We start from the raw sequence: 18305 nt of genomic DNA, 5'->3' as shown, positions 1-18305 counted from the left end.
GGCGGTCATTCGGCGGCCGCGAGCTTCGCCCCCGCGACCCGGCAGCCGCGCCTGGGCATGCGGATGATCTGCCCGGACGCTGCCAATTGGGTCAAGGCCTCGCGCACCGGGGTTCGCGACACGCCATAGCGCCTGGCCAGCGAGCTTTCATCCAGGCGCTGGCCGGGTACGAAGGCGCCGCTGCCCAGGTCGGCCTGGATCAGCCGGATCACCCGTTGCGTCAGGGTCTCCGAGGCGTCGTCGCCCACCTTGCCGCGGGCGGCGGGCTCGTCTTGTTCGATCCGCAAGATGTGCTGGGCCATCAGCACCGCCTGATCGGCCGACAGCCGCACCGAGCCGTCGGGGCCGGAGATGCGCCAGCCGTCGCCGTCTTGCATCAGCGAATGCATGCGGCCCCCTTTCCCCGGGCGCGGACCGGGATCATCTCGCGGACCACTCTGTCGCCGTGGTCCAGGCAATCGGCCATGGCGTCGTCGGCGCAGTCGATCAAGGTAGCGATCACCGCCTTGGCCTCGGCCGACAATTGCGTCTGCTGCAGCAATTGCGCCGCCTCGGCCAGTCGTTTACGGGCCGATCCCAGCAGCAGGCGGTTGCCATAGGCGAAGCGGATATCCTGGGTCATGGGGGGCTCCATCAGATCAGGCCGTCTTCGCGGGTCGCCGCCAGGCTTTGCGCGAACACGTCCAGCATGAAGTCGGCATCGGCCTCGGTGTGGGCCGCCGAGAAGAAGCAGCGGTGGGTGGCGTGGATGAACAACCCCTTGGACAGGCAATGCAGGTAGAAGGCGCCTTCGGCTTCCTTGCCGGCATAGTCGAAGGACGACAGCGCCTCGCTTTGGAAGAACACCTGCCACATCGAGCCGCAGCTGACGATCCGGGCCGGATAGTTGTTGGCCTCGGCATGGGCGTTGAAGCCCTGGGTGACCTTGGCGGTCAGGCGATCGACATGGGCGTAGATGTCGGGTCGGGACTGCAATTCGCTCAGCGCGGCCAGGCCGGCGGCGATGCTCATCGGATTGCCCGAGAAGGTGCCGCCGAAGAAGATGCCCTTGGCCACGGTGAAGTCGCCGAAGGCGGCCATCAGGTCGGCCTTGCCGGCGACCACGCCGATCGGCAGGCCGCCGCCGGCGACCTTGCCGTAGGTCGAGATGTCGGCGGCGATTCCGAACTTGCCTTGCGCGCCCTGATAGCCCAGGCGGAAGCCGGTCAGCACCTCGTCGAAGATCAAGATGATGCCGAATTCGTCGCAGACGGCGCGCAGTTCGGCCAGGAACTGGCCGACATCACCCTGGGGGTTTGATCCCTGGACCGGCTCGACCAGGATGGCGGCCAATTCGTGGGCCTGGGCGCGGATCTGCGCGATGGCCAGCGGATGACGATAGGGCAGAAGCAAGACGTCGTCGGTGACCGCAGCCGGGATGCCGTGACCCAGGGTCATCGGCACCACCTGCTCGGGCGTCGAGCCGGGCGCCGCCCACACCAGGGCGGTGTCGTGGGCGCCGTGGTAGGAAATGTCGAACAGGGCGATCTTGGACTTGCCGGTCAGGGCGCGGGCGGCGCGGATCGCGTAAAGGGTCGCCTCGGTGCCGGTATTGGCCAGCACCACCCGCTGGTTGGTGGGCGACGCCGCCTGGATCCGGTGGGCATAAGCCAGTTTGTCGGCGCCGCGCAGGCTGAAGTGCCAGCCCTTGTCGGCCTGGGCCTTGATGGCGTCGGCGACCACCTTGGGGCGGTGGCCCAGCACATGGACGCCGAAGCCCATGCAGGTGTCGAGATAGGAATTGCCGTCCAGGTCGGTGAAAGTGGCGCCCTGGTTGTCGGCGATGAAGATCGGCGGCGGCGCGATGCCCGAGGCGGCCATGGCCCCGTTGATGACTTCCGAGCGGTCGGCCGCCATCTTGCGCGAGCGTTGGGTGCGGGCGTGCAGGTCGGCCTGGGCTTCTTCCAGGCGGCTGATCCTGGGCTTACGCAGTGCTTGAGCGTTCATCGGTCTTCCTTCCCTTGGGGCGCGCGATCAGGCGCTTGTCTTCCGAGATCATGGCCCCGGCCACCTCGAGCAGGCGGGCGGCCAGGGTGAATCCGCTTTGCTGGGCGTGGCGGGCGACATAATCGACCGCCAGGCAAAGGTCCTTGGCTTCCTGCCGCAGGGCTGCTTGCGAGCGGCGGGTGGTCATCACGCAGCCTCGGGCAGTTGCCACAGGCCGAACTGACGAATGATCGGGGTGGGGGCGCCGTACATCTGGCGCAGCCGATGCACGACCTCGCCGTTGACCGGATAACGCTCGACCATCGCCCTGGTGTTGCCCAGCCGGTGGACCTGGCCGTGCCAGAAGGGATGCATGTCCAAGGCACGGTGGACCAACCGGGCGACGGCGATATCGACCACCGTCACCAGTTCCTCGATGCCGTAGGTGAAGGCGCATTCGAAGATCGCCACCAGCAGGCAGCCGGTAGCCCGGTCGACGCCGTTGGCGGTCAGCGGATAGCCGGTGGATTCAACGGCGAAGCGCGAGCATTCCCACACCCTGGGCGAGCGCGGCACCGGGGCGCCGTCGAACAGGTGGCGGAACACGGTGGGCGCCATGTAGTCCTTTTCGGTGGACAGCAGACGCCACGAGCCGACCAACTTGCCGTTGGGGCCGGTCGCCACCAGATAGGCTGCGTCGGGGCGATCGAACTCGTCGCGTTCCTCGCCGTCGATGCTGGTGACGTCCCAGCCCATCCGTTCCTTGAACACCCGGTGGCGCTGACGGTGCATTTCCCGCAGCAGACCCTGATTGCTCGCCGCGTTTTGCGAAGTGATGAGATCGACGATCATGTGGCGCCCGCTCCCTGTGATGCGATGCGCTCATCACAGCGGAACGGCCTCCGACGCGGTATTCGTCGGAATTGCCGATGGCGTGCTACTTATGGTTTATAAGTAAGAAGGCTGCTGCCGATTTAAGGTAGGATGATCCGGTTCAGGATCGCCTTGACCACGGCATGGTGCTTCGAGAACGAACCCAGTTTACGGGTGGCGGTGTCGAGATAGACCTTCACCGTTCGTTCCGAGATATGAAGAATCTCGCCGATTTCCCAGGCGGTCTTGCCGCGGCTGGTCCAGGCCAGGCACTCGCGTTCGCGCTTGGACAGTGGCGGCGGCTGCTCGGTGCCGTCGAACTCCAGCAGGTTGACGTAGCGCTGGTGAAAATAGAGCGCGAAGATATGCATGTTGTGGCGGTGTTGCGACCACGCCTCGGTGAAGGTCGCCTCGGACGCCGAGAACAGCGAGAAGGTGGCGCAGCCAAGCCCTGGTTCGTGAACCGGAATCTCGGCGCCGGCCTTCATGCTGAACGCGCGGGCCTCGTTCAGCACCACCCGTTCCGGGGCGTTGACCTCGCGGGTCAGGACGGTGTCGGTCCACAGGAAGGGGGTGACGGTGCGCAGCAATTGCTCGACCACCGGATCGATGTCGATATAGCCCTTGTCTTCGTAGCGCTGAAGCCATTCCGGCTGCCAGTCACCGATATAGACCAGGCTGCCGACGCCCGGCCGATAGAGATGGTAGGTGAAACCGCCGAAACCGAACCGGCGCACGACATTGTCCGCAATTCCGCGTAGGTCGTCGGTGGTCTGGGCGGCATCAAGCGCCGTAAGTGCTTCGGTGACGGGCATCAAGCAAAACCCTGAGGATCGAAACTAGGTCGGGCCGTGGGGCGCGCTCGGGTGCGGGCCGACCTGAGTATGCAAAATCACAGGAGTTGCATGCAAATAAAAACATTCCCGTTCCGCATTGTATACAAACAGGGGGCTCAGTTGAATTTTGATCAATAACGGCAAGTAAACTCAACGCGCGCAATTGCCCGCGCATAGTTGTGCGTGTGGTAGTCCTTAAATGTTCTTGTCGGGCGGGCTCAGCGGCCCGGGCGGTGCGCGACCGAGGTCGGGTCGATGGCTCCGGACAGGGCCAGGATACGGCCGATGGCGCCGGGATCCTCGAGCAAGCGGTGGGCGGCGATGCGGTCGCCGTCGGCCTCGCTTCGCGTTTGGGCGGGGCACAGGGCGCGCAATTGCTTGCGGGTGGCCTCGTCATCAACCGGTGCCTGGCGCCATTGGGCCAGGTTGGCCGTCAGCGCCTCTTCCGACCGCGCCAGGCCGCCGGCCGGATTGGTGCACAAGGCCGGCAACACCCCCAGCCCGTGCAGGGCATAACCCGAGGGGGCGTGGAACCGCGACCAGGTCAGGGTCATCTCGCCGTCGTTGGGCAGGTTGATCACCGTCTGCACCGAACCCTTGCCGTAGGAATTGGTGCCGATCAACACCGCGCGGCCGGCATCTTGCAGCGCGGCGGCGACGATCTCGGCGGCCGAGGCGGCCTTGCCATCGACCAGAACGACCACGGCCAGATCCTCGCCGATATCGCCAGGGCGGGCATCATAGGATTGGCTGGCCATGGGATGGCGGCCCTTGGTCGAGACCAGCGGCCCCTGGGCGATGAACAGGTCGGCGACGGCGACCGCCTGATCCAGCAACCCGCCGGGATTGCCGCGCAGGTCCAGCAGGACGCCCTTCAACTGATTGCCGGCTTCGGCGCGCAACCTGGTCAGTTCCGCGGTCAGGCTGGCGGCGGTCTTCTGGTTGAAGCTGGTGATGCGGAATTCCGCCACGCCGTCCTTCAAGGTGGCAAAGACGGTGGGCGCGACGATCAGGGCGCGGGCCATCGAGGTCTCGATGGGCTTGAAGCCGCGCCGCACCGTGACGGTGACCCGGCTGGCCACCGGGCCGCGCAGCCGTCTGGAAATTTCGTCCTTGGACAGGCCGGCGATCCGCTCGTTATCGACATGGGTGATGACGTCGGCCAGCATCAGGCCGGCGGCCTGGGCCGGGGTTTCATCGACCACCTCGGACACCACGGCCTCGCCATCGACCAGGTCGAAGCGGATGCCGATGCCGCCGAAGCCGCTGCGGCTGTTCCTGTGCTCGCGGGCTTCCTTGGCGCCGGCATAGCGGGAGAAGACGTCCAGCTTCGACAAGGTCGAATCGAACACCGCTTCATAGACCCGCTCGGTATCGACGGCCCGCAGGGTGTCGGACAGGTTGCGGGCGTCCAAGGTGGCGGTGACGGTCAGCCGAGCCCAGCCCTTGGTGTCGGTCTCGGCCGGCGCCGGATATTCGGCCACCACATGGTCCGCCGCGGTCAGCATCACCTTGGCGCCGTCGCGGGTGATGCCGATTTCCGGGTCGATGCTGCCCAGGCCGCGCATGCCTTCGAAGGCGATGGCACCGGGGCTGACCGTGTCCAGATGACGCTCGACGATGGCGGTGTAGGCGAAGGCGAAGGTCCGTTCCGCGCCCCCGAAATCCACCGCGCTCTTGCCCCCCTTCTGGTGGCCGACCGGCGCGCAGGCGCCTGCCAGCACCAACAGGGCGGCGGAAAACCAGCGGGCGGGCGAGGTGTGGGGCACGGGTGTGTTTCCAGGGGAATGATGGGCGGATTATGACCGGGGACGTCGGCTCCGGTACAGACTTTTCGCAGGCCTGGATCCCCGGGGCGTTTCGCCCTCGATCTTGAAGACCATGCTGCCGGTCAGGGTGTTGGCCTCGGTCAGCACCACGTTCAGCGCCTGACCCAATTGCCAGATCCGCCGGGTGCGGCTGCCGACCAGGCAATGGCGGGCTTCGTCGTGCTGCCAGTAATCGTCGGGCAACTGGGCGATGGGGATGATGCCGTCGGCACCGGTCTCGGCCAGGGTGACGAACAGGCCGAAGCGGGTGACGCCCGAGACCTTGGCGGCGAAGGTGGCGCCGACCCGGTCGGACAGGAAACCGGTGACGTAGCGGTCGACCGCCTCGCGCTCGGCGGCGGCGGCGCGGCGCTCGGTGCCGGAAATATGCTCGCCCCAACCGGGGAATTCCGGCAGGCAATCGGGCGGCAGGCCGCCGTCGCCCAGCTTCAGCCCCGACACCAGGGCGCGGTGGACCAACAGGTCGGCATAGCGGCGGATCGGCGAGGTAAAGTGGGCGTAGCGGGCCAGACCCAGGCCGAAATGGCCGATATTCTCGGGGGAATAGACCGCCTGGGCCTGGCTGCGCAGCACCACCTCGTTGACCAGGACCTCGTGGACGCTGCCCTTGACCTTTTCCAGGATCAGGTTGAACTGGCCGGGCTTGACACCCTGGCCCTTGGGCAGGCTGAGATCCATCGACTTCAGGAACTCGCGCAGGCCGTCCAGCTTCTCGATGCTGGGCTGGTCATGGATGCGGTACATGCACGGCTTGTTGACCCGCTCCAACTCTTCCGCCGCGCAGACATTGGCCTGGATCATGAAATCCTCGATCAGCCGGTGGCTGTCGAAGCGCGGGCGGGGCGAAATCGACCGCACCTTGCCGGCGGCATCGATTTCCACCTTGCGCTCGGGGATGTCGAGTTCCAGCACGCCGCGGCGCAAGCGCGCCGCCAGCAGGGCGGCCCAGGCTTGGTAAAGCGGTGTGATCACCGGGGCCAGCAACGGGCCGGTCAACTCGTCGGTGGTGCCGTCGCGGGCGGCCTGGACCTGGGCATAGGTCAGCCGGGCGGCGGACCGCATCATGGCGCGCACGAAGCGGTGGCGCTTCTTGTGACCATCCTTGTCCAGCCAGAAATGCACCGCCAGGCAGCCGCGATTTTCGTCGGGTTTCAGCGAGCACCAGCCGTTGGACAGTTCCTCGGGCAGCATCGGCACGACGCGGTCGGGGAAATAGACCGAATTGCCGCGCTTGAAGGCCTCGCGGTCCAGGGCGTCGCCGGGCCGCACGTACCACGACACGTCGGCGATGGCGACGATGCAATGCCAGCCGCCGGGATTGGCCGGGTCGGTGTCGGGCTCGGCCCACACCGCGTCGTCGAAATCGCGCGCGTCCTCGCCGTCGATGGTGACCAGGGGGATATCGCGCAGATCGACCCGGTGCGCCATCTCGGCAGGGCCGGCGGCGGCGGCCTGGGCCACCGCCTCGGGCGGAAAGACGAAGGGGATGTCGTTGGCGTGGATGGCCACCAGCGACACCGATTTGGGCTCGCCCAGCCGGCCCAGGCGTTCCTTGACGGTGACCGGCCGCAGACCGAACACCCGGCCGGGCAGCAGGTCGCACAGCACCAGTTCGCCGGGCTCGGCCCCGGCGGATTCGCCGCGCGGCACCAGATAATCGGCCTTTTCCTTGCGCGACGTCGGGTGGATGCGGCCGGTGCCGTCGGGCAGCATCTCGAACACGCCCAGCACCCGGGCACGCGCCTCGCCGACAACGCGGATCGGCTTGCCCTCGTAGGCGTCGTCCCTGACGCGGCGCAGCTTGGCCAGCACGCGGTCGCCGACGCCCACCGTCAGGTCGCCCCGGCTCCAGGGTGCGATGAAGATGCGGGGCGGGCGGCCCTCTTGGTCCCAGCCGACCATGCGGGCCAGCAATTCGCCGTCGGTGTCGGTGCCGGTGATCTCGACCACCGCGACCTCGGGCAGGGCGCCGGGGCGGGCGAAGCGCTTCTTGGCGCCGCGCTGGACGGTGCCGTCATGCTCGAGTTCCTTCAAGATCGCCTTCAGGGTGATCTTGTCGGCGCCCTTCAGGTTGAAGGCGCGCGCCAGCTCGCGCTTGCCGATGCGGCCGGGTTGCGAGCGGATGAAATCCAGGACTTCCTGCTTCGACGGCAGGGGAACCTTCTTGGGGCGATGCGGCTTGGTCATGGCCCGACTATAGCAGACCCGGCCCATTGCGCCACCACGCCCGCCACCGGCAGGGTCAGGCCGGCCACCAGGGTGGTCAGCGTGATCATCGCCGCCACCAGCTTGGCGTCGCCGCCCATCTGGCGGGCCAACACATAGGCGTTGGGCGCCACCGGCAGGCCGGCATACAGCACCGACACCGCCAATTCGGTGCCGCGCAATCCCAATCCCCAGGCGATCAGCCCGGCCAGGAACGGCATGCCGACCAGCTTGCCGGCCACGGCCCAGCCCATGGACATGCCGCCATTCCTGACCGCCGCCGGTTCAAGCCCTGCGCCCACCGCCAACAGGCCGATGGCCAGGGCCGCCTGGCCCAGGATCTTCAGGAACGGCCCGATGATCGGCGGCAGGCCGATCCCGGTCATGTTAAGGGCGATGCCGACCAGGCAGGCGGCGATCAGCGGGTTCTTGATCACCGGCAGCACCAGCCGCCAGCCGCTTCCCCGGCCGTTGCCGGTCCAGTGCAGCAGGGCCAGCACGGATAACAGGTTGACCAGCGGCACCACCATGGCGACGCAGATGGCAGTCAGCGTCACGCCGTGGGCGCCGTACAGGCCGGCGGCGGCGGCGAAACCGACATAGGTGTTGGGGCGGATCATCGACTGGAACAGCGAACTGAACCCGGGGCCATCCAGCCCGGCCCGCCAGCCCAAGGCGGCGGCCCCGGTGATCAGGCCGGCCATGGTCAGGATGGCGGCGGCCTGGGACCCAGCGATCATGGCGACCGGCAGGCCGTCCAGCCGGGCCTCGGCCAGGTTGGCGATCAAAAGGGCCGGGAACAGCACGAAATAGGTCAGCTTCTCGGCCGAAGCCCAGAAGGATTCGGCCACGAATCCGGTGCGCCGGATCAGGTGCCCCAGCAGGATCAGCAGGAAGATAGGGGCCAGCGCGGCCAGGATCGACGACATGGGCGGACCTTAGCAGAATTTCGCCGCGATTGCCCAATGGCCGGGCTTGGCGTAGGCTTTTTCCCACATAAAAATCATCAGGGGAGGCCCCATCATGGCACGGCAGATCGCATTGGCGCTGCAGGGCGGCGGCGCGCATGGCGCGTTCACCTGGGGCGTGCTGGAAGGCTTGCTGGCCGAAGTCGCCAAGGGCTCGGTCGAACTGGCCGGCCTGTCGGGGGCCTCGGCCGGGGCGCTGAACGCCACCGCGCTCGCCTATGGCATGCATGAGGGGGCTGCGCTTTCCGGCCCCGCCGCAGCGCGCAACAAGCGCCTGGCCGAGGCCGCCCGCGCCAAGATCGAGCATCTGTGGGGCACTTTGGCGCAGGCCGCCTTCTGGGGCGGCAATCCGTTCGTCGCCACCATCGGCCTGTCGCCCAGCTGGAACATCGACGAAAGCCCGGCGGCCCGTTTCGCCGACGTCGCCGCCGCCAGCCTGGCGCCGCCGGATATCGGTATCGGCAATTACCTGGCCGGTGTGATGCGCACGGTGTTTCCCGATCTGCCGGCGATCCTGGCCCGGCCGGAAAAGGGCATCCCGACGGTGATGGTCGCCGCCACCGACATCGAGGAATGCCGCCGCCAGTTGTTCGTCGATGGCGCGGTCTCGCCCGATGCCCTGAAGGCGTCGGCCTCGGCGCCCGCGGTCCAAAGCGTGAAGGTCGATGGCCGCCATTACTGGGACGGCGGCGTCATGGGCAATCCGCCGCTGGCCCCGCTGGTCGATCATATGCGCACGGTCGGCTGCGACGACCTGCTGCTGGTGACGCTGTCGCCGCTGCACCGGGACGGCGTCCCCAGGGGGCCGCGCCAGATCATGGACCGCCTCGGCGAGATCACCCAATCGGCCAGCCTGGTCCACGAGGTCCACGCCATCGAGACCCTGAACCAGTTGATCGATGCCGGCCACGTCAAGGCCGAGGCCGGCCTGCGCCGCGTCAACCTGCACCGGATCGAGGCCGATGCCGACCTTTCGGCCATGGGCATCACCTCGAAGGACGCGCCGGCCTGGGACTTCCTGGTCCATCTGCGCGACCTGGGGCGCCAGACCTTCGAGACCATGTGGCCCGACATCAAGGCCAGCCTGGGGACCCGGTCCAGTTGGGACACCAAATCCATCTGCGACCAAGTCCTGGCCCGGTGAATCGGGCCATTGCGGGACGCGGAAAGTCCCTTACATCATTGTCTGTTCTGTCGAGGACGCCAGGGGTCGCCACCGGGTGGGGCCCAGGTCGCGTCCGTCGCGTGCCGGAGGAATAGATGGATTTCGAGAATTACACCGAGCGCTGCAAGGGCTTCGTCCAGAACGCCCAGACCCTGGCGCTTCGCCGTGGCCACCAGCGGCTGACGCCCGAGCATCTGGCCAAGGTGCTGCTGGACGACAAGGACGGCCTGGCCGCCAACCTGATCAAGGCGGCCGGCGGCGATGCCAAGAAGGCGCTGGCCGGGATCGAGGCCGAGCTGGACAAGCAGCCCAAGGTCGAAGGCCCTGGCGCCGGCGGCGTCCATCTGGGGCCGGAACTGGCCCGATTGTTCGAGCAGGCCGAGCAGATGGCCACCAAGGCCGGCGATTCCTTCGTCACCGCCGAGCGGCTGCTGCTGGCCCTGACCTTAGGCGCCGGCACGCCGGCGGCCCGGGTGCTGTCGGAAGCGGGCGTTTCCCCGCAAGGGCTGAACCGCGCCATCGAGGATGTGCGCAAGGGCCGCAAGGCCAATTCGGCCAGTGCCGAGGACAGCTATGACGCCTTGAAGAAATACGCCCGCGACCTGACGGCGGCCGCGCGCGAGGGCAAGCTGGACCCGGTGATCGGTCGCGACGAGGAAATCCGCCGCACCATCCAGGTGCTAAGCCGGCGCACCAAGAACAATCCCGTCCTGATCGGCGAGCCGGGTGTGGGCAAGACCGCGGTGGTCGAGGGCCTGGCGCTGCGCATCGTCAATGGCGACGTGCCCGAGCCCTTGAAGATGAAGCGGCTGATGAGCCTGGACATGGGCTCGCTGATCGCCGGCGCCAAGTTCCGGGGCGAGTTCGAGGAACGCCTGAAGGCGGTGCTGAACGAGATCCAGGCGTCATCCGGCGAGGTGATCTTGTTCATCGACGAGATGCACACCCTGGTCGGCGCCGGTGCCGCCGAAGGGGCGATGGACGCCTCGAACCTGTTGAAGCCGGCCCTGGCGCGCGGCGAATTGCATTGTGTCGGCGCAACCACCTTGAACGAATACAGGAAGCATGTCGAAAAGGACCAGGCCCTGGCTCGCCGGTTCCAGCCGGTCTTCGTGTCGGAACCGACCGTCGAGGATTCCATCTCGATCCTGCGCGGCATCAAGGAAAAGTACGAGCTGCATCACGGCGTGCGCATCACCGATTCGGCCCTGGTGGCGGCGGCGACCCTGTCCCACCGCTATATCACCGATCGCTTCCTGCCCGACAAGGCCATCGACCTGATGGACGAATCGGCCAGCCGCCTGCGCATGGAGGTCGATTCCAAGCCCGAGGAACTGGACGAACTGGACCGGCGCATCATCCAGCTGAAGATCGAGCGCGAGGCCTTGAAACGCGAATCCGATGCGGGCAGCCGCGATCGCCTGGAAAAGCTGGAAATCGAGCTGGCCGGGATCGAAGAGGAAAGCGCCCAGATGACCCGCGACTGGCGGGCGGAAAAGGACCAGCTGGCCTCGTCCACCAAGATCAAGGAGGCGCTGGACCAAAAGCGCCTGGAAGCCGAAAAGGCCCAGCGCGAAGGCCGCTACGAGAAGGCCGGCCAGTTGCTGTATGGCGAGATCCCCGAGTTGGAACGCCAGTTGGCGGCGGCCGACGGCGCCAAGGGCAAGCTGCTGAACGAGGCGGTGACCGAGGAACATATCGCCGGCGTGGTGTCGCGCTGGACCGGCATCCCGGTGGAAAAGATGCTGGCCGGTGAACGCGAGAAGCTGTTGGGCATGGAAACCCGGCTGAAGGCCCGGGTGGTCGGCCAGTCGGAAGCCTTGGTGGCGGTGTCCAACGCGGTGCGCCGCGCACGTGCCGGTCTGCAGGACCCCAACCGGCCGATCGGTTCGTTCCTGTTCCTGGGGCCGACCGGCGTCGGCAAGACCGAGCTGACCAAGGCCCTGGCCGAATTCCTGTTCGACGACGAAAGCGCCATGGTCCGCATGGACATGTCGGAATACATGGAAAAGCATTCGGTGGCCCGCCTGATCGGCGCTCCGCCCGGCTATGTCGGCTATGAGGAAGGCGGCGCGCTGACCGAGGCGGTGCGGCGGCGCCCCTATCAGGTGATCTTGTTCGACGAGGTGGAAAAGGCCCATCCCGACGTCTTCAACGTGCTGCTGCAGGTCCTGGACGATGGCCGCCTGACCGACGGGCAGGGCCGTACCGTCGATTTCCGCAACACGCTTATCGTGCTGACCTCGAACCTGGGGGCCGACATCCTGGCCAACCAGCCGGAAGGCGAGGATTCCGGCGCCGTGCGCTCCGAGGTGATGGAGGTGGTGCGTCAGGCCTTCCGGCCGGAATTCCTCAATCGCCTGGACGAGGTGCTGCTGTTCCACCGCCTGGGGCGCGCCGACATGACCGGCATCGTCAAGATCCAGTCGGCCCGCCTGCGCAAACTGCTGGCCGATCGCAAGATCAGCCTGGAACTGGACGCGGCGGCCGAGCATTGGCTGGCCGAGACCGGCTATGATCCGGTCTATGGCGCCCGGCCGTTGAAGCGGGTCATCCAGCGCTCGCTGCAGAACCCGTTGGCCAGCCTGATCCTGGAAGGCAAGGTCGAAGACGGCGAGACCGTGCGGGTGTCGGCCGGCGACGGCGGATTAACCATAAACGGAGTGTGTATTTCGGCGGAATGACGCGGAGATTGGTATGCGGTCTTCGCATTCCACCTGCGCATTGTTGCATCGCTGATATGGATCTCTCGCAATCGGCGCAGAATTCCGCGGTTGCAAGCAATATGAATAATTGCTAATGTAGCGAAATGGGTGTGCGCATCATGTTTGCAATGCAGCATCCACCATGCTAGTTAGGTTTGCCCGGTCTTTTTGACATCGGGATGACATTTCTACCGGCCGGCGCTCCTCCCCCCTCCCCCCCCACAGGGGTGCTGGCCTCGACCGGGGTTCCCTTGCGGAACCCCGGTCGACCCCTTCTTCGGAAAATCGATCACGCCAGGATGGCCGGCATGTCCCGGGCCATCGCCTGTCGCTCGCCGATATGGTTGCCGGTCAGGGCGAACCCGACCGGCTGCCCGTCGGCGGCGACGAACAACGCCTTGCGGTCGGGGCCGGTTCCGGTGATCCGCCACTCGCCCGCCATGCCGGGCGGCGGCGGGCACACCACCGTCGGCAGGGCGGGGATCTTCACCGCCACCGGCAGGGCCGGCAGGGTCAGATCGGTGGGCGTGCCGGCCAGGGTGGAGGCCAGGGCGCGGGCCTGGGCCATCAACGGCAGCACGAAGGGCAGGGGGCCAGCCTCGGTCTGGGCGCAATCGCCGATGGCGAAGATCGACGGGTCACTGGTGGTCAGTCGGCGATCGACGACGATGCCCTTGTCGATGGCGAGCCCGGCGGCGCTGGCCAGACCGGTGCGCGGAACCAGGCCGATCGCCGACAGCGCGCGGTCGAAGGCGATGGCGGTACCGTCATCCAGATGGGCCAGGCCTGGTTCGATGCGGGCGATGGTGCGGCCCAGGCGCAAGGTGATGCCGGCACCTTCCAGCGCCTTCGCCACTTCCGCCCCCAGTTCCTGCGGCAGCAGCCGACCCAGGGGCCAAGGCGCCGGATCGACGATGGTCGGCACCATGCCGGCCAAGGCCAGGTCGTTGGCGAATTCGGCCCCGATCAGGCCGGCGCCCACCAGCAAGACCCGCAGACCGGGCCGCAGTCCGTCGCGCCAGGCGGCGTAATCGTCAAGGTCGTTGACGGTGTGGATGCGGACATTGTCCGAGCCCGGCACCGCATAGGGGCGGGGATCGGCACCGATGGCCAGCACCAGCCGGCCATAGGCCAGGGGGCGGGGCTGGCCGTCGGGGCCGGTGACGGTGATGGTCTTGCCCTGGCGGTCGATTTCCTTGACGAAGCTGCGGGTCAGCAGCGTGGCCCCCAGGTCGGCCGCCATCTGGGCGGCCGATTTCTGGACCAGGGCCGAGACGTCCTTGCCTTGGGCCAAGGCGTTGGACAGCATCGGCTTGCCATAGGATTCGCCGCCGTCGCCGGTGACGATGGTGATCGACACTGCGGGGTCCTTCTTTCTCAGCTCGCGGGCCAGGGTGTATCCCCCCAACCCGCTGCCGACCACGACCACGTTGTTGGCATTGGCGGCGCTCATGATCTATCCCTCCAGAGGTTCGAAATCGTCCTTCGAGACGCCGCATTCCGGGCAGCACCAGTCGGCGGGGATGTCCTCGAAGGCGGTGCCCGGGGCGATGCCGTCCTCGGGCATGCCCAAAGCGGGGTCGTAGACGAAGTTGCAGACGATGCAGACGTACTTCTTCATGGCGGGTTCCTCCTGATTACTTGGCGCCGAAGGCGGCCAGGGTTTCGCGATAGTGGTTGGCGTGCTTTTCCTCGACCTTGGCCAGGGCGGCGAAGCGCTTGGAGGCGGTGGCGAGGATCTTGGCGAAGCGTTCGGCATGTTCCTTCGATTCGGCGATCTGCTCGTCGATCTCGGCCACGGCGGCCTGGTTGCCTTCCTGGACGGCCATGTGGCGGAACGACGGATACATTTCGGAATATTCGTAGGTCTCGCCGTCGATGGCCAGCTGCAGCATCTTGGCGACCGTCAGTTGGTCTGCCGGGTACAGCAGTTCCAGGTGGCCGAAGGCGTGCGCGGTTTCCTGCTCGGCAGTGCGCTCGAACACTTCGGCGACCTCGACGGCGCCCAGCTCGCGGGCGCGGCGGGCGAAATAGAGGTATTTGCGGTTCGCCATGGATTCGCCGGCGAAGGCCGCTTCCAGGTTCTTGATGGTAGGTGAGGTGTTGTTGTCGGCCATGGGGTCTCTCCTTGGGATCGGCTGATGGAGAGACCCTATCGAAATTCATCTCATCGATGAAACTCGTAATATTTCTTATAGAAATCGATTGTGTCGATTATTGGTTTCGCGCCAGCAGGACGGTGGCCACCACCGTCACCATGAAGATGAGAATGGCGGCGACGTTCGCCAAGCCTCCGGCCATGCGCAGGGCCTCGTTGGCGGTGAAGTCGCCGGCCAGCCGGGCCAGCAGCGATCCATGCAACAGGGCCAACGGAACATAGAAATAGGGTTTGAACGGCAGCCGCACCTTCAACACCGCCGGCAGGATCACCGGGGCGTGGCCGAATACCATGGCGAACACGAAGCCGACGAACAGGGCATGCAGGGCGGCGTCATAGAAAGGTGTTGCCAGCCCGTCGGCCAGGGCGGGGAACAGCATTCCCGCCACCGCCAGCCAGCCATAGCCCGAGGCCAGGCAGATGGCGACATAGCGGGTCAGGCCGGTCTGGCGGATGGTGCGGCGGATGACGTCGTTGATGGCCGACCAGACCACCAGGGCCACCAGGCCCAGCCCGAACAGCAGCCAAGCCTGCCCCCAGCCCATGGCCGAGGCCGCCGCAGCTGATCCGATCAGCGCCACCGGCACCACCATGGTCGGCAGACGCAGGCGGGACGGCGGCAGGAAGCGCGACAATTCCAGCCGCTCGCCGGCGATGGTCAGCACCAGGAACGACGCCCACAGGGGAACGATCTCGGCGACCGGGCTGCCCGCCAGCCACAACAGGTTGCCGACACCCCACAACAGGGCGGCCAGGGCCATCAGACGGGTAAAGGGCTCGGGCTGGCGGCGGACCACGCTGATCGCGCCAGCCAGGAATACCCATGACCCAAGGGTCAGCATCACCGCACCGGGCACTTCCTGGCCGGCCAGCATCAACAAGCCGCCGCCGCCGGTGGCGAAGGGGGCGGCGAAGGTCCAGGGCCTTTGCAGGGCGACGGCGCGTTCCAGACCGATGACGGTGCCGAAGAAGCCGCACACCATCAAGGGGCCATGCAGGTGGATGCCGATCATGTCGGGGATGGCGAAGCCCAGACGGCCCAGCCCGGCCACCATGCCGGTCAGCAGACAGATCGCCCCCATCAGCAAAAGCGGCAGGCGCGGCGGGCTCATGCGTCCCATCCCAGGCTTTTGCGGGCCAACGCGCTCATCCGGGATGGCTGCCACAGCGGGGCCTCCAGCACCGTGACCCGCGTATCGAAGCCGGCCTTGGCGATCACCCGGGCGGCCTCGTCTTGCAGGTGGCCGGTCTGCGGGCAGGCCGGGGTGGTCATGATCAGATCGACCCGCACCAATCCATCCGCGACGACGACGCTTTCCACCAAGCCAAGCTCAACGATGTTGATGCCGACATCGGGGTCGATGACCGCCCGCAGCAATTGGGTGATGTCGTCGGGTGTGGGCATGGCGCGAACCGGAATTGTTTGAAGGTTGGGCTACCCTAGCCCGGACGGCCGGCCTGAACCTTGAGGCGGATCAAGCCCCCCATTCGCGCACCAGGATGATCAGCACCGAGCGGGCCAGTCGCCCCAGCGGGCTGGCCGATTCGGCGTCGATCAGGGCGGTGGCCGGCAATTCGTGGGCCGGCGGCGGCTGATTCAAGCTGATGGTCACCCGGGTCCACGGGCTTTCCGGGATCGGGCCGGCCTGGCTGGCGAAGGTGGCGATCGGGCCGCCTTGCTGGCTGGCCAGGCTGGTGTCGGCCAGCAGCTTGACCGGGGCCGGCTCGATGGTGGCGACCTTCCCGCTCAGGCGGTCATGGTCCAGGCTGGTCGGCACCACCGTCACCTCGGCCCCCGGGGCGATGCGACCCAGATCATGTTCGGCGACATAGGCGGTGGCGACCGCGCCCACTTGTCCTTGCACCAAACCCAGCGGCAGGTGCACCGACACCCAGTCGCCGACATCCAGGGCCGGCGGCAGATCGACCAGGCGACCGTCATGGGGGGCGGTGATGTTCAGGCGTTCGCGCTCGGCGACCAGGGCGGCATGTTCCGCCTGCAGGCGGGCGATGTCCTCGGTCAGGACCGACAAGCGCTCGCGGTAGGCCATATCCAGCCGGGCGGTTTCCAACTCGCCCTGGCGACCGGCCAGGCGGGCGTCGACGATGGCCAGGCGCCGTTCCAGGTCGGGTGAATCGAAGCGATAGATCATCTGGCCGGCCCGCACCATCTGGCCGGGGCCGACCAGTCGCTCGGCCAACCGGGCCGGGCCGGGCAGATAAAGAATGGTGACCGGATGGGCGCGGATGATGGCCGGGGCCTCGATGCGGGTCGGCCACGGCAGGGCCAACGCCACCAGCAGAGCCCCCAGCAGCCCGCCGGTCAGGCGCCAGCGTTGCCGCTTCTCGATCAGCGGGCGGCGCTTGATCCATTCGCGGATTTCGCTGACCAGCGGCATCAGCACGAACCAGCCGATTTCCACCGCGAACAGCATGATGCCGACCGCCTTGATGAAGAAGTGGTAGACCAGCACGGCGATGCCCAGGAACAAGGTCAGCCGATAGATCCACACCAGAAAGGCAAAGGCGATCATCGCGGCGCGTTGCGGCGGCGCCATCGGTTCGGGCGCCCGCTCGCCCAGGTCGAACAAGACCTCGCGCAGCCACCAGCGCGCCATGGCGAAGGACCGGGGATGCAGGTTGGGCAGCTCCAGCCCGTCCATCAGCAGGAAATAGCCGTCGAACCGCATGAACGGCGACAGGTTGATGATCAAGGACGACACCCACGACAGCGCCGCCAGCACGAAGGCCGCCTGCCGGGCCGCTCCGTCGGGCAGGAAGGCCCAGGCCAGGGTGGCCCAGGCGGCGATGGCCAGCTCGGCCATGATGCCGGCCGAGCCGACCCGCAGGCGCTGGCGGCGCGACGCCAGCATCCACGCCTCGTTGACGTCGGTATAGAGCACCGGCCACATCACCAGGAAGGCCAGCCCCATGGTCGGCACCCGGCAGCCGTAATGCCGGGCGGTATAGGCGTGGGCCAGTTCGTGCGTCACCTTGACCACGGTCAGCGCCAGTCCATAGGCGGCCAGGCCCGACAGCGAGAAGGTATCGACCAAGGTGGCGGCGAATTCGTCCCAGCGGCGCCCCACCAGCACCAGCCCGGCCAGCAGGGCCAAGGCGGTGGCGATCATGAAGCCCCGGCCGCCCAGCCAGCGCACATGGTGCAAGGTCGCCCCCAGCCAGCGGTCGGGGCGGACCAGCGGGATGCGAAAGAACAGGTAATGGTGCAACAGCCAATTCCACCACGAATGTTTCTGCGCCGCCGCCCGCTCGATCAGCCGGGCGGTGTCGTTTGGCCCCATCGGCCGGGTCAACAGGTGGCCGGCCAGGAACTGGGCCATCTGGGCGACGTCCTCGATCTCGACCTGCAAGGTGGTGTGGTCGCGCAAATCCTGCGCCACCGCCCGGGCGTCGCCCAAATGCCAGCGGCTCAGCATCTCGAAGGCGGCCCAGCCGATGCGGTAGAAGCGATTGCGCACCGGGTCGCGGATGGTCCAGGTGGGCGAGCCGTCATGGGCCGCCGGGCCGCAATGCAACGACAGCTCCTCGCGAAGGGGCGGCAGCATCACCATATCTGATGTCATGGGCGACCTCGATGCGA

General features: G+C 67.1%; 17 protein-coding genes. 2 read left to right on the top strand and 15 right to left on the bottom strand.

Annotated features, from left to right (window positions below; translation table 11 throughout):
* Window positions 1-5 precede the first annotated feature (5 nt).
* The 9 genes from A6A05_RS13660 to A6A05_RS13620 all read right to left on the bottom strand — a co-directional run bounded on the left by A6A05_RS13660 (window position 6) and on the right by A6A05_RS13620 (window position 8637).
* Window positions 6-389: a GntR family transcriptional regulator gene (locus tag A6A05_RS13660; protein ID WP_068502166.1), complete on the bottom strand. Its 384-nt coding sequence runs from the start codon at window positions 387-389 to the stop codon at window positions 6-8.
* Window positions 377-622: a hypothetical protein gene (locus A6A05_RS13655; RefSeq protein ID WP_068502163.1), complete on the bottom strand. Its 246-nt coding sequence runs from the start codon at window positions 620-622 to the stop codon at window positions 377-379. Before A6A05_RS13655 ends, A6A05_RS13660 begins: the two co-directional genes overlap by 13 nt.
* Window positions 623-633: 11 nt before the next feature.
* Complete coding sequence (locus A6A05_RS13650; protein WP_068502160.1) at window positions 634-1986, bottom strand: aspartate aminotransferase family protein; 1353 nt, start codon at window positions 1984-1986, stop codon at window positions 634-636.
* On the bottom strand, window positions 1964-2173 hold the full coding sequence (locus tag A6A05_RS13645) for a hypothetical protein (protein WP_068502158.1): 210 nt from the start codon (window positions 2171-2173) through the stop codon (window positions 1964-1966). The genes A6A05_RS13650 and A6A05_RS13645 overlap by 23 nt, the downstream gene beginning before the upstream one ends.
* On the bottom strand, window positions 2173-2817 hold the full coding sequence (locus A6A05_RS13640; RefSeq protein ID WP_068502154.1) for an acyl-homoserine-lactone synthase: 645 nt from the start codon (window positions 2815-2817) through the stop codon (window positions 2173-2175). The genes A6A05_RS13645 and A6A05_RS13640 overlap by 1 nt, the downstream gene beginning before the upstream one ends.
* A gap of 122 nt (window positions 2818-2939) precedes the next feature.
* Window positions 2940-3653 carry a LuxR family transcriptional regulator gene (locus A6A05_RS13635; protein ID WP_068502151.1) on the bottom strand — a complete coding sequence of 238 codons (714 nt, stop codon included), beginning with the start codon at window positions 3651-3653 and terminating at the stop codon, window positions 2940-2942.
* Between the two features lie 239 nt (window positions 3654-3892).
* Window positions 3893-5443, bottom strand: coding sequence for a S41 family peptidase (locus A6A05_RS13630; protein WP_068502146.1), 1551 nt, complete (start codon window positions 5441-5443; stop codon window positions 3893-3895).
* 30 nt (window positions 5444-5473) lie between these two features.
* The gene (gene rnr, locus A6A05_RS13625; protein WP_068502143.1) at window positions 5474-7690 is read right to left on the bottom strand and encodes a ribonuclease R; all 2217 of its coding nucleotides are present in this window, start codon (window positions 7688-7690) and stop codon (window positions 5474-5476) included.
* Window positions 7687-8637: an AEC family transporter gene (locus A6A05_RS13620; RefSeq protein ID WP_068502140.1), complete on the bottom strand. Its 951-nt coding sequence runs from the start codon at window positions 8635-8637 to the stop codon at window positions 7687-7689. The genes rnr and A6A05_RS13620 overlap by 4 nt, the downstream gene beginning before the upstream one ends.
* Window positions 8638-8731: 94 nt before the next feature.
* Between A6A05_RS13620 and A6A05_RS13615 the strand changes: the two genes are divergently transcribed.
* Window positions 8732-9820, top strand: a complete 1089-nt coding sequence (locus A6A05_RS13615) for a patatin-like phospholipase family protein (RefSeq protein ID WP_068502137.1) — start codon at window positions 8732-8734, stop codon at window positions 9818-9820.
* Window positions 9821-9936: 116 nt separating this feature from the next.
* Window positions 9937-12525 (top strand): ATP-dependent chaperone ClpB, encoded by a 2589-nt coding sequence (clpB, locus tag A6A05_RS13610; protein ID WP_068502134.1) that lies wholly within the window; start codon window positions 9937-9939, stop codon window positions 12523-12525.
* Window positions 12526-12835: 310 nt separating this feature from the next.
* On the opposite strand, the gene A6A05_RS13605 is transcribed toward clpB, so the two are convergent.
* The 6 genes from A6A05_RS13605 to A6A05_RS13580 form a co-directional block, all read right to left on the bottom strand.
* Window positions 12836-13999, bottom strand: a complete 1164-nt coding sequence (locus A6A05_RS13605; protein ID WP_068502131.1) for an NAD(P)/FAD-dependent oxidoreductase — start codon at window positions 13997-13999, stop codon at window positions 12836-12838.
* Window positions 14000-14002: 3 nt separating this feature from the next.
* Entirely contained in the window at window positions 14003-14167 is a 165-nt protein-coding gene (rd, locus tag A6A05_RS13600) for a rubredoxin (protein WP_068502128.1), read from the bottom strand.
* A gap of 16 nt (window positions 14168-14183) precedes the next feature.
* The gene (locus A6A05_RS13595; RefSeq protein ID WP_068502124.1) at window positions 14184-14663 is read right to left on the bottom strand and encodes a rubrerythrin family protein; all 480 of its coding nucleotides are present in this window, start codon (window positions 14661-14663) and stop codon (window positions 14184-14186) included.
* 97 nt (window positions 14664-14760) lie between these two features.
* Entirely contained in the window at window positions 14761-15816 is a 1056-nt protein-coding gene (locus tag A6A05_RS13590; RefSeq protein ID WP_082910961.1) for a hypothetical protein, read from the bottom strand.
* Window positions 15813-16109 (bottom strand): metal-sulfur cluster assembly factor, encoded by a 297-nt coding sequence (locus A6A05_RS13585; protein ID WP_068502117.1) that lies wholly within the window; start codon window positions 16107-16109, stop codon window positions 15813-15815. The genes A6A05_RS13590 and A6A05_RS13585 overlap by 4 nt, the downstream gene beginning before the upstream one ends.
* A 70-nt stretch (window positions 16110-16179) precedes the next feature.
* Window positions 16180-18288 (bottom strand): HlyD family efflux transporter periplasmic adaptor subunit, encoded by a 2109-nt coding sequence (locus A6A05_RS13580; RefSeq protein ID WP_068502115.1) that lies wholly within the window; start codon window positions 18286-18288, stop codon window positions 16180-16182.
* Window positions 18289-18305 lie beyond the last annotated feature (17 nt).

Origin of the sequence: Magnetospirillum moscoviense, assembly GCF_001650635.1 — a bacterium.
GTDB lineage: Bacteria > Pseudomonadota > Alphaproteobacteria > Rhodospirillales > Magnetospirillaceae > Magnetospirillum > Magnetospirillum moscoviense.
Note: the sequence above shows the minus strand (reverse complement) of the source record. Positions and strands in the feature narration are given on the sequence as shown.

Coding starts and splice junctions, on each gene's coding strand:
- A6A05_RS13660 (WP_068502166.1), bottom strand. CDS start 389: ATGCATTCGCTGATGCAAGACGGCGACGGCTGGCGCATCTCCGGCCCC.
- A6A05_RS13655 (WP_068502163.1), bottom strand. CDS start 622: ATGACCCAGGATATCCGCTTCGCCTATGGCAACCGCCTGCTGCTGGGA.
- A6A05_RS13650 (WP_068502160.1), bottom strand. CDS start 1,986: ATGAACGCTCAAGCACTGCGTAAGCCCAGGATCAGCCGCCTGGAAGAA.
- A6A05_RS13645 (WP_068502158.1), bottom strand. CDS start 2,173: ATGACCACCCGCCGCTCGCAAGCAGCCCTGCGGCAGGAAGCCAAGGAC.
- A6A05_RS13640 (WP_068502154.1), bottom strand. CDS start 2,817: ATGATCGTCGATCTCATCACTTCGCAAAACGCGGCGAGCAATCAGGGT.
- A6A05_RS13635 (WP_068502151.1), bottom strand. CDS start 3,653: ATGCCCGTCACCGAAGCACTTACGGCGCTTGATGCCGCCCAGACCACC.
- rnr (WP_068502143.1), bottom strand. CDS start 7,690: ATGACCAAGCCGCATCGCCCCAAGAAGGTTCCCCTGCCGTCGAAGCAG.
- A6A05_RS13620 (WP_068502140.1), bottom strand. CDS start 8,637: ATGTCGTCGATCCTGGCCGCGCTGGCCCCTATCTTCCTGCTGATCCTG.
- A6A05_RS13615 (WP_068502137.1), top strand. CDS start 8,732: ATGGCACGGCAGATCGCATTGGCGCTGCAGGGCGGCGGCGCGCATGGC.
- clpB (WP_068502134.1), top strand. CDS start 9,937: ATGGATTTCGAGAATTACACCGAGCGCTGCAAGGGCTTCGTCCAGAAC.
- A6A05_RS13605 (WP_068502131.1), bottom strand. CDS start 13,999: ATGAGCGCCGCCAATGCCAACAACGTGGTCGTGGTCGGCAGCGGGTTG.
- rd (WP_068502128.1), bottom strand. CDS start 14,167: ATGAAGAAGTACGTCTGCATCGTCTGCAACTTCGTCTACGACCCCGCT.
- A6A05_RS13595 (WP_068502124.1), bottom strand. CDS start 14,663: ATGGCCGACAACAACACCTCACCTACCATCAAGAACCTGGAAGCGGCC.
- A6A05_RS13590 (WP_082910961.1), bottom strand. CDS start 15,816: ATGAGCCCGCCGCGCCTGCCGCTTTTGCTGATGGGGGCGATCTGTCTG.
- A6A05_RS13585 (WP_068502117.1), bottom strand. CDS start 16,109: ATGCCCACACCCGACGACATCACCCAATTGCTGCGGGCGGTCATCGAC.
- A6A05_RS13580 (WP_068502115.1), bottom strand. CDS start 18,288: ATGACATCAGATATGGTGATGCTGCCGCCCCTTCGCGAGGAGCTGTCG.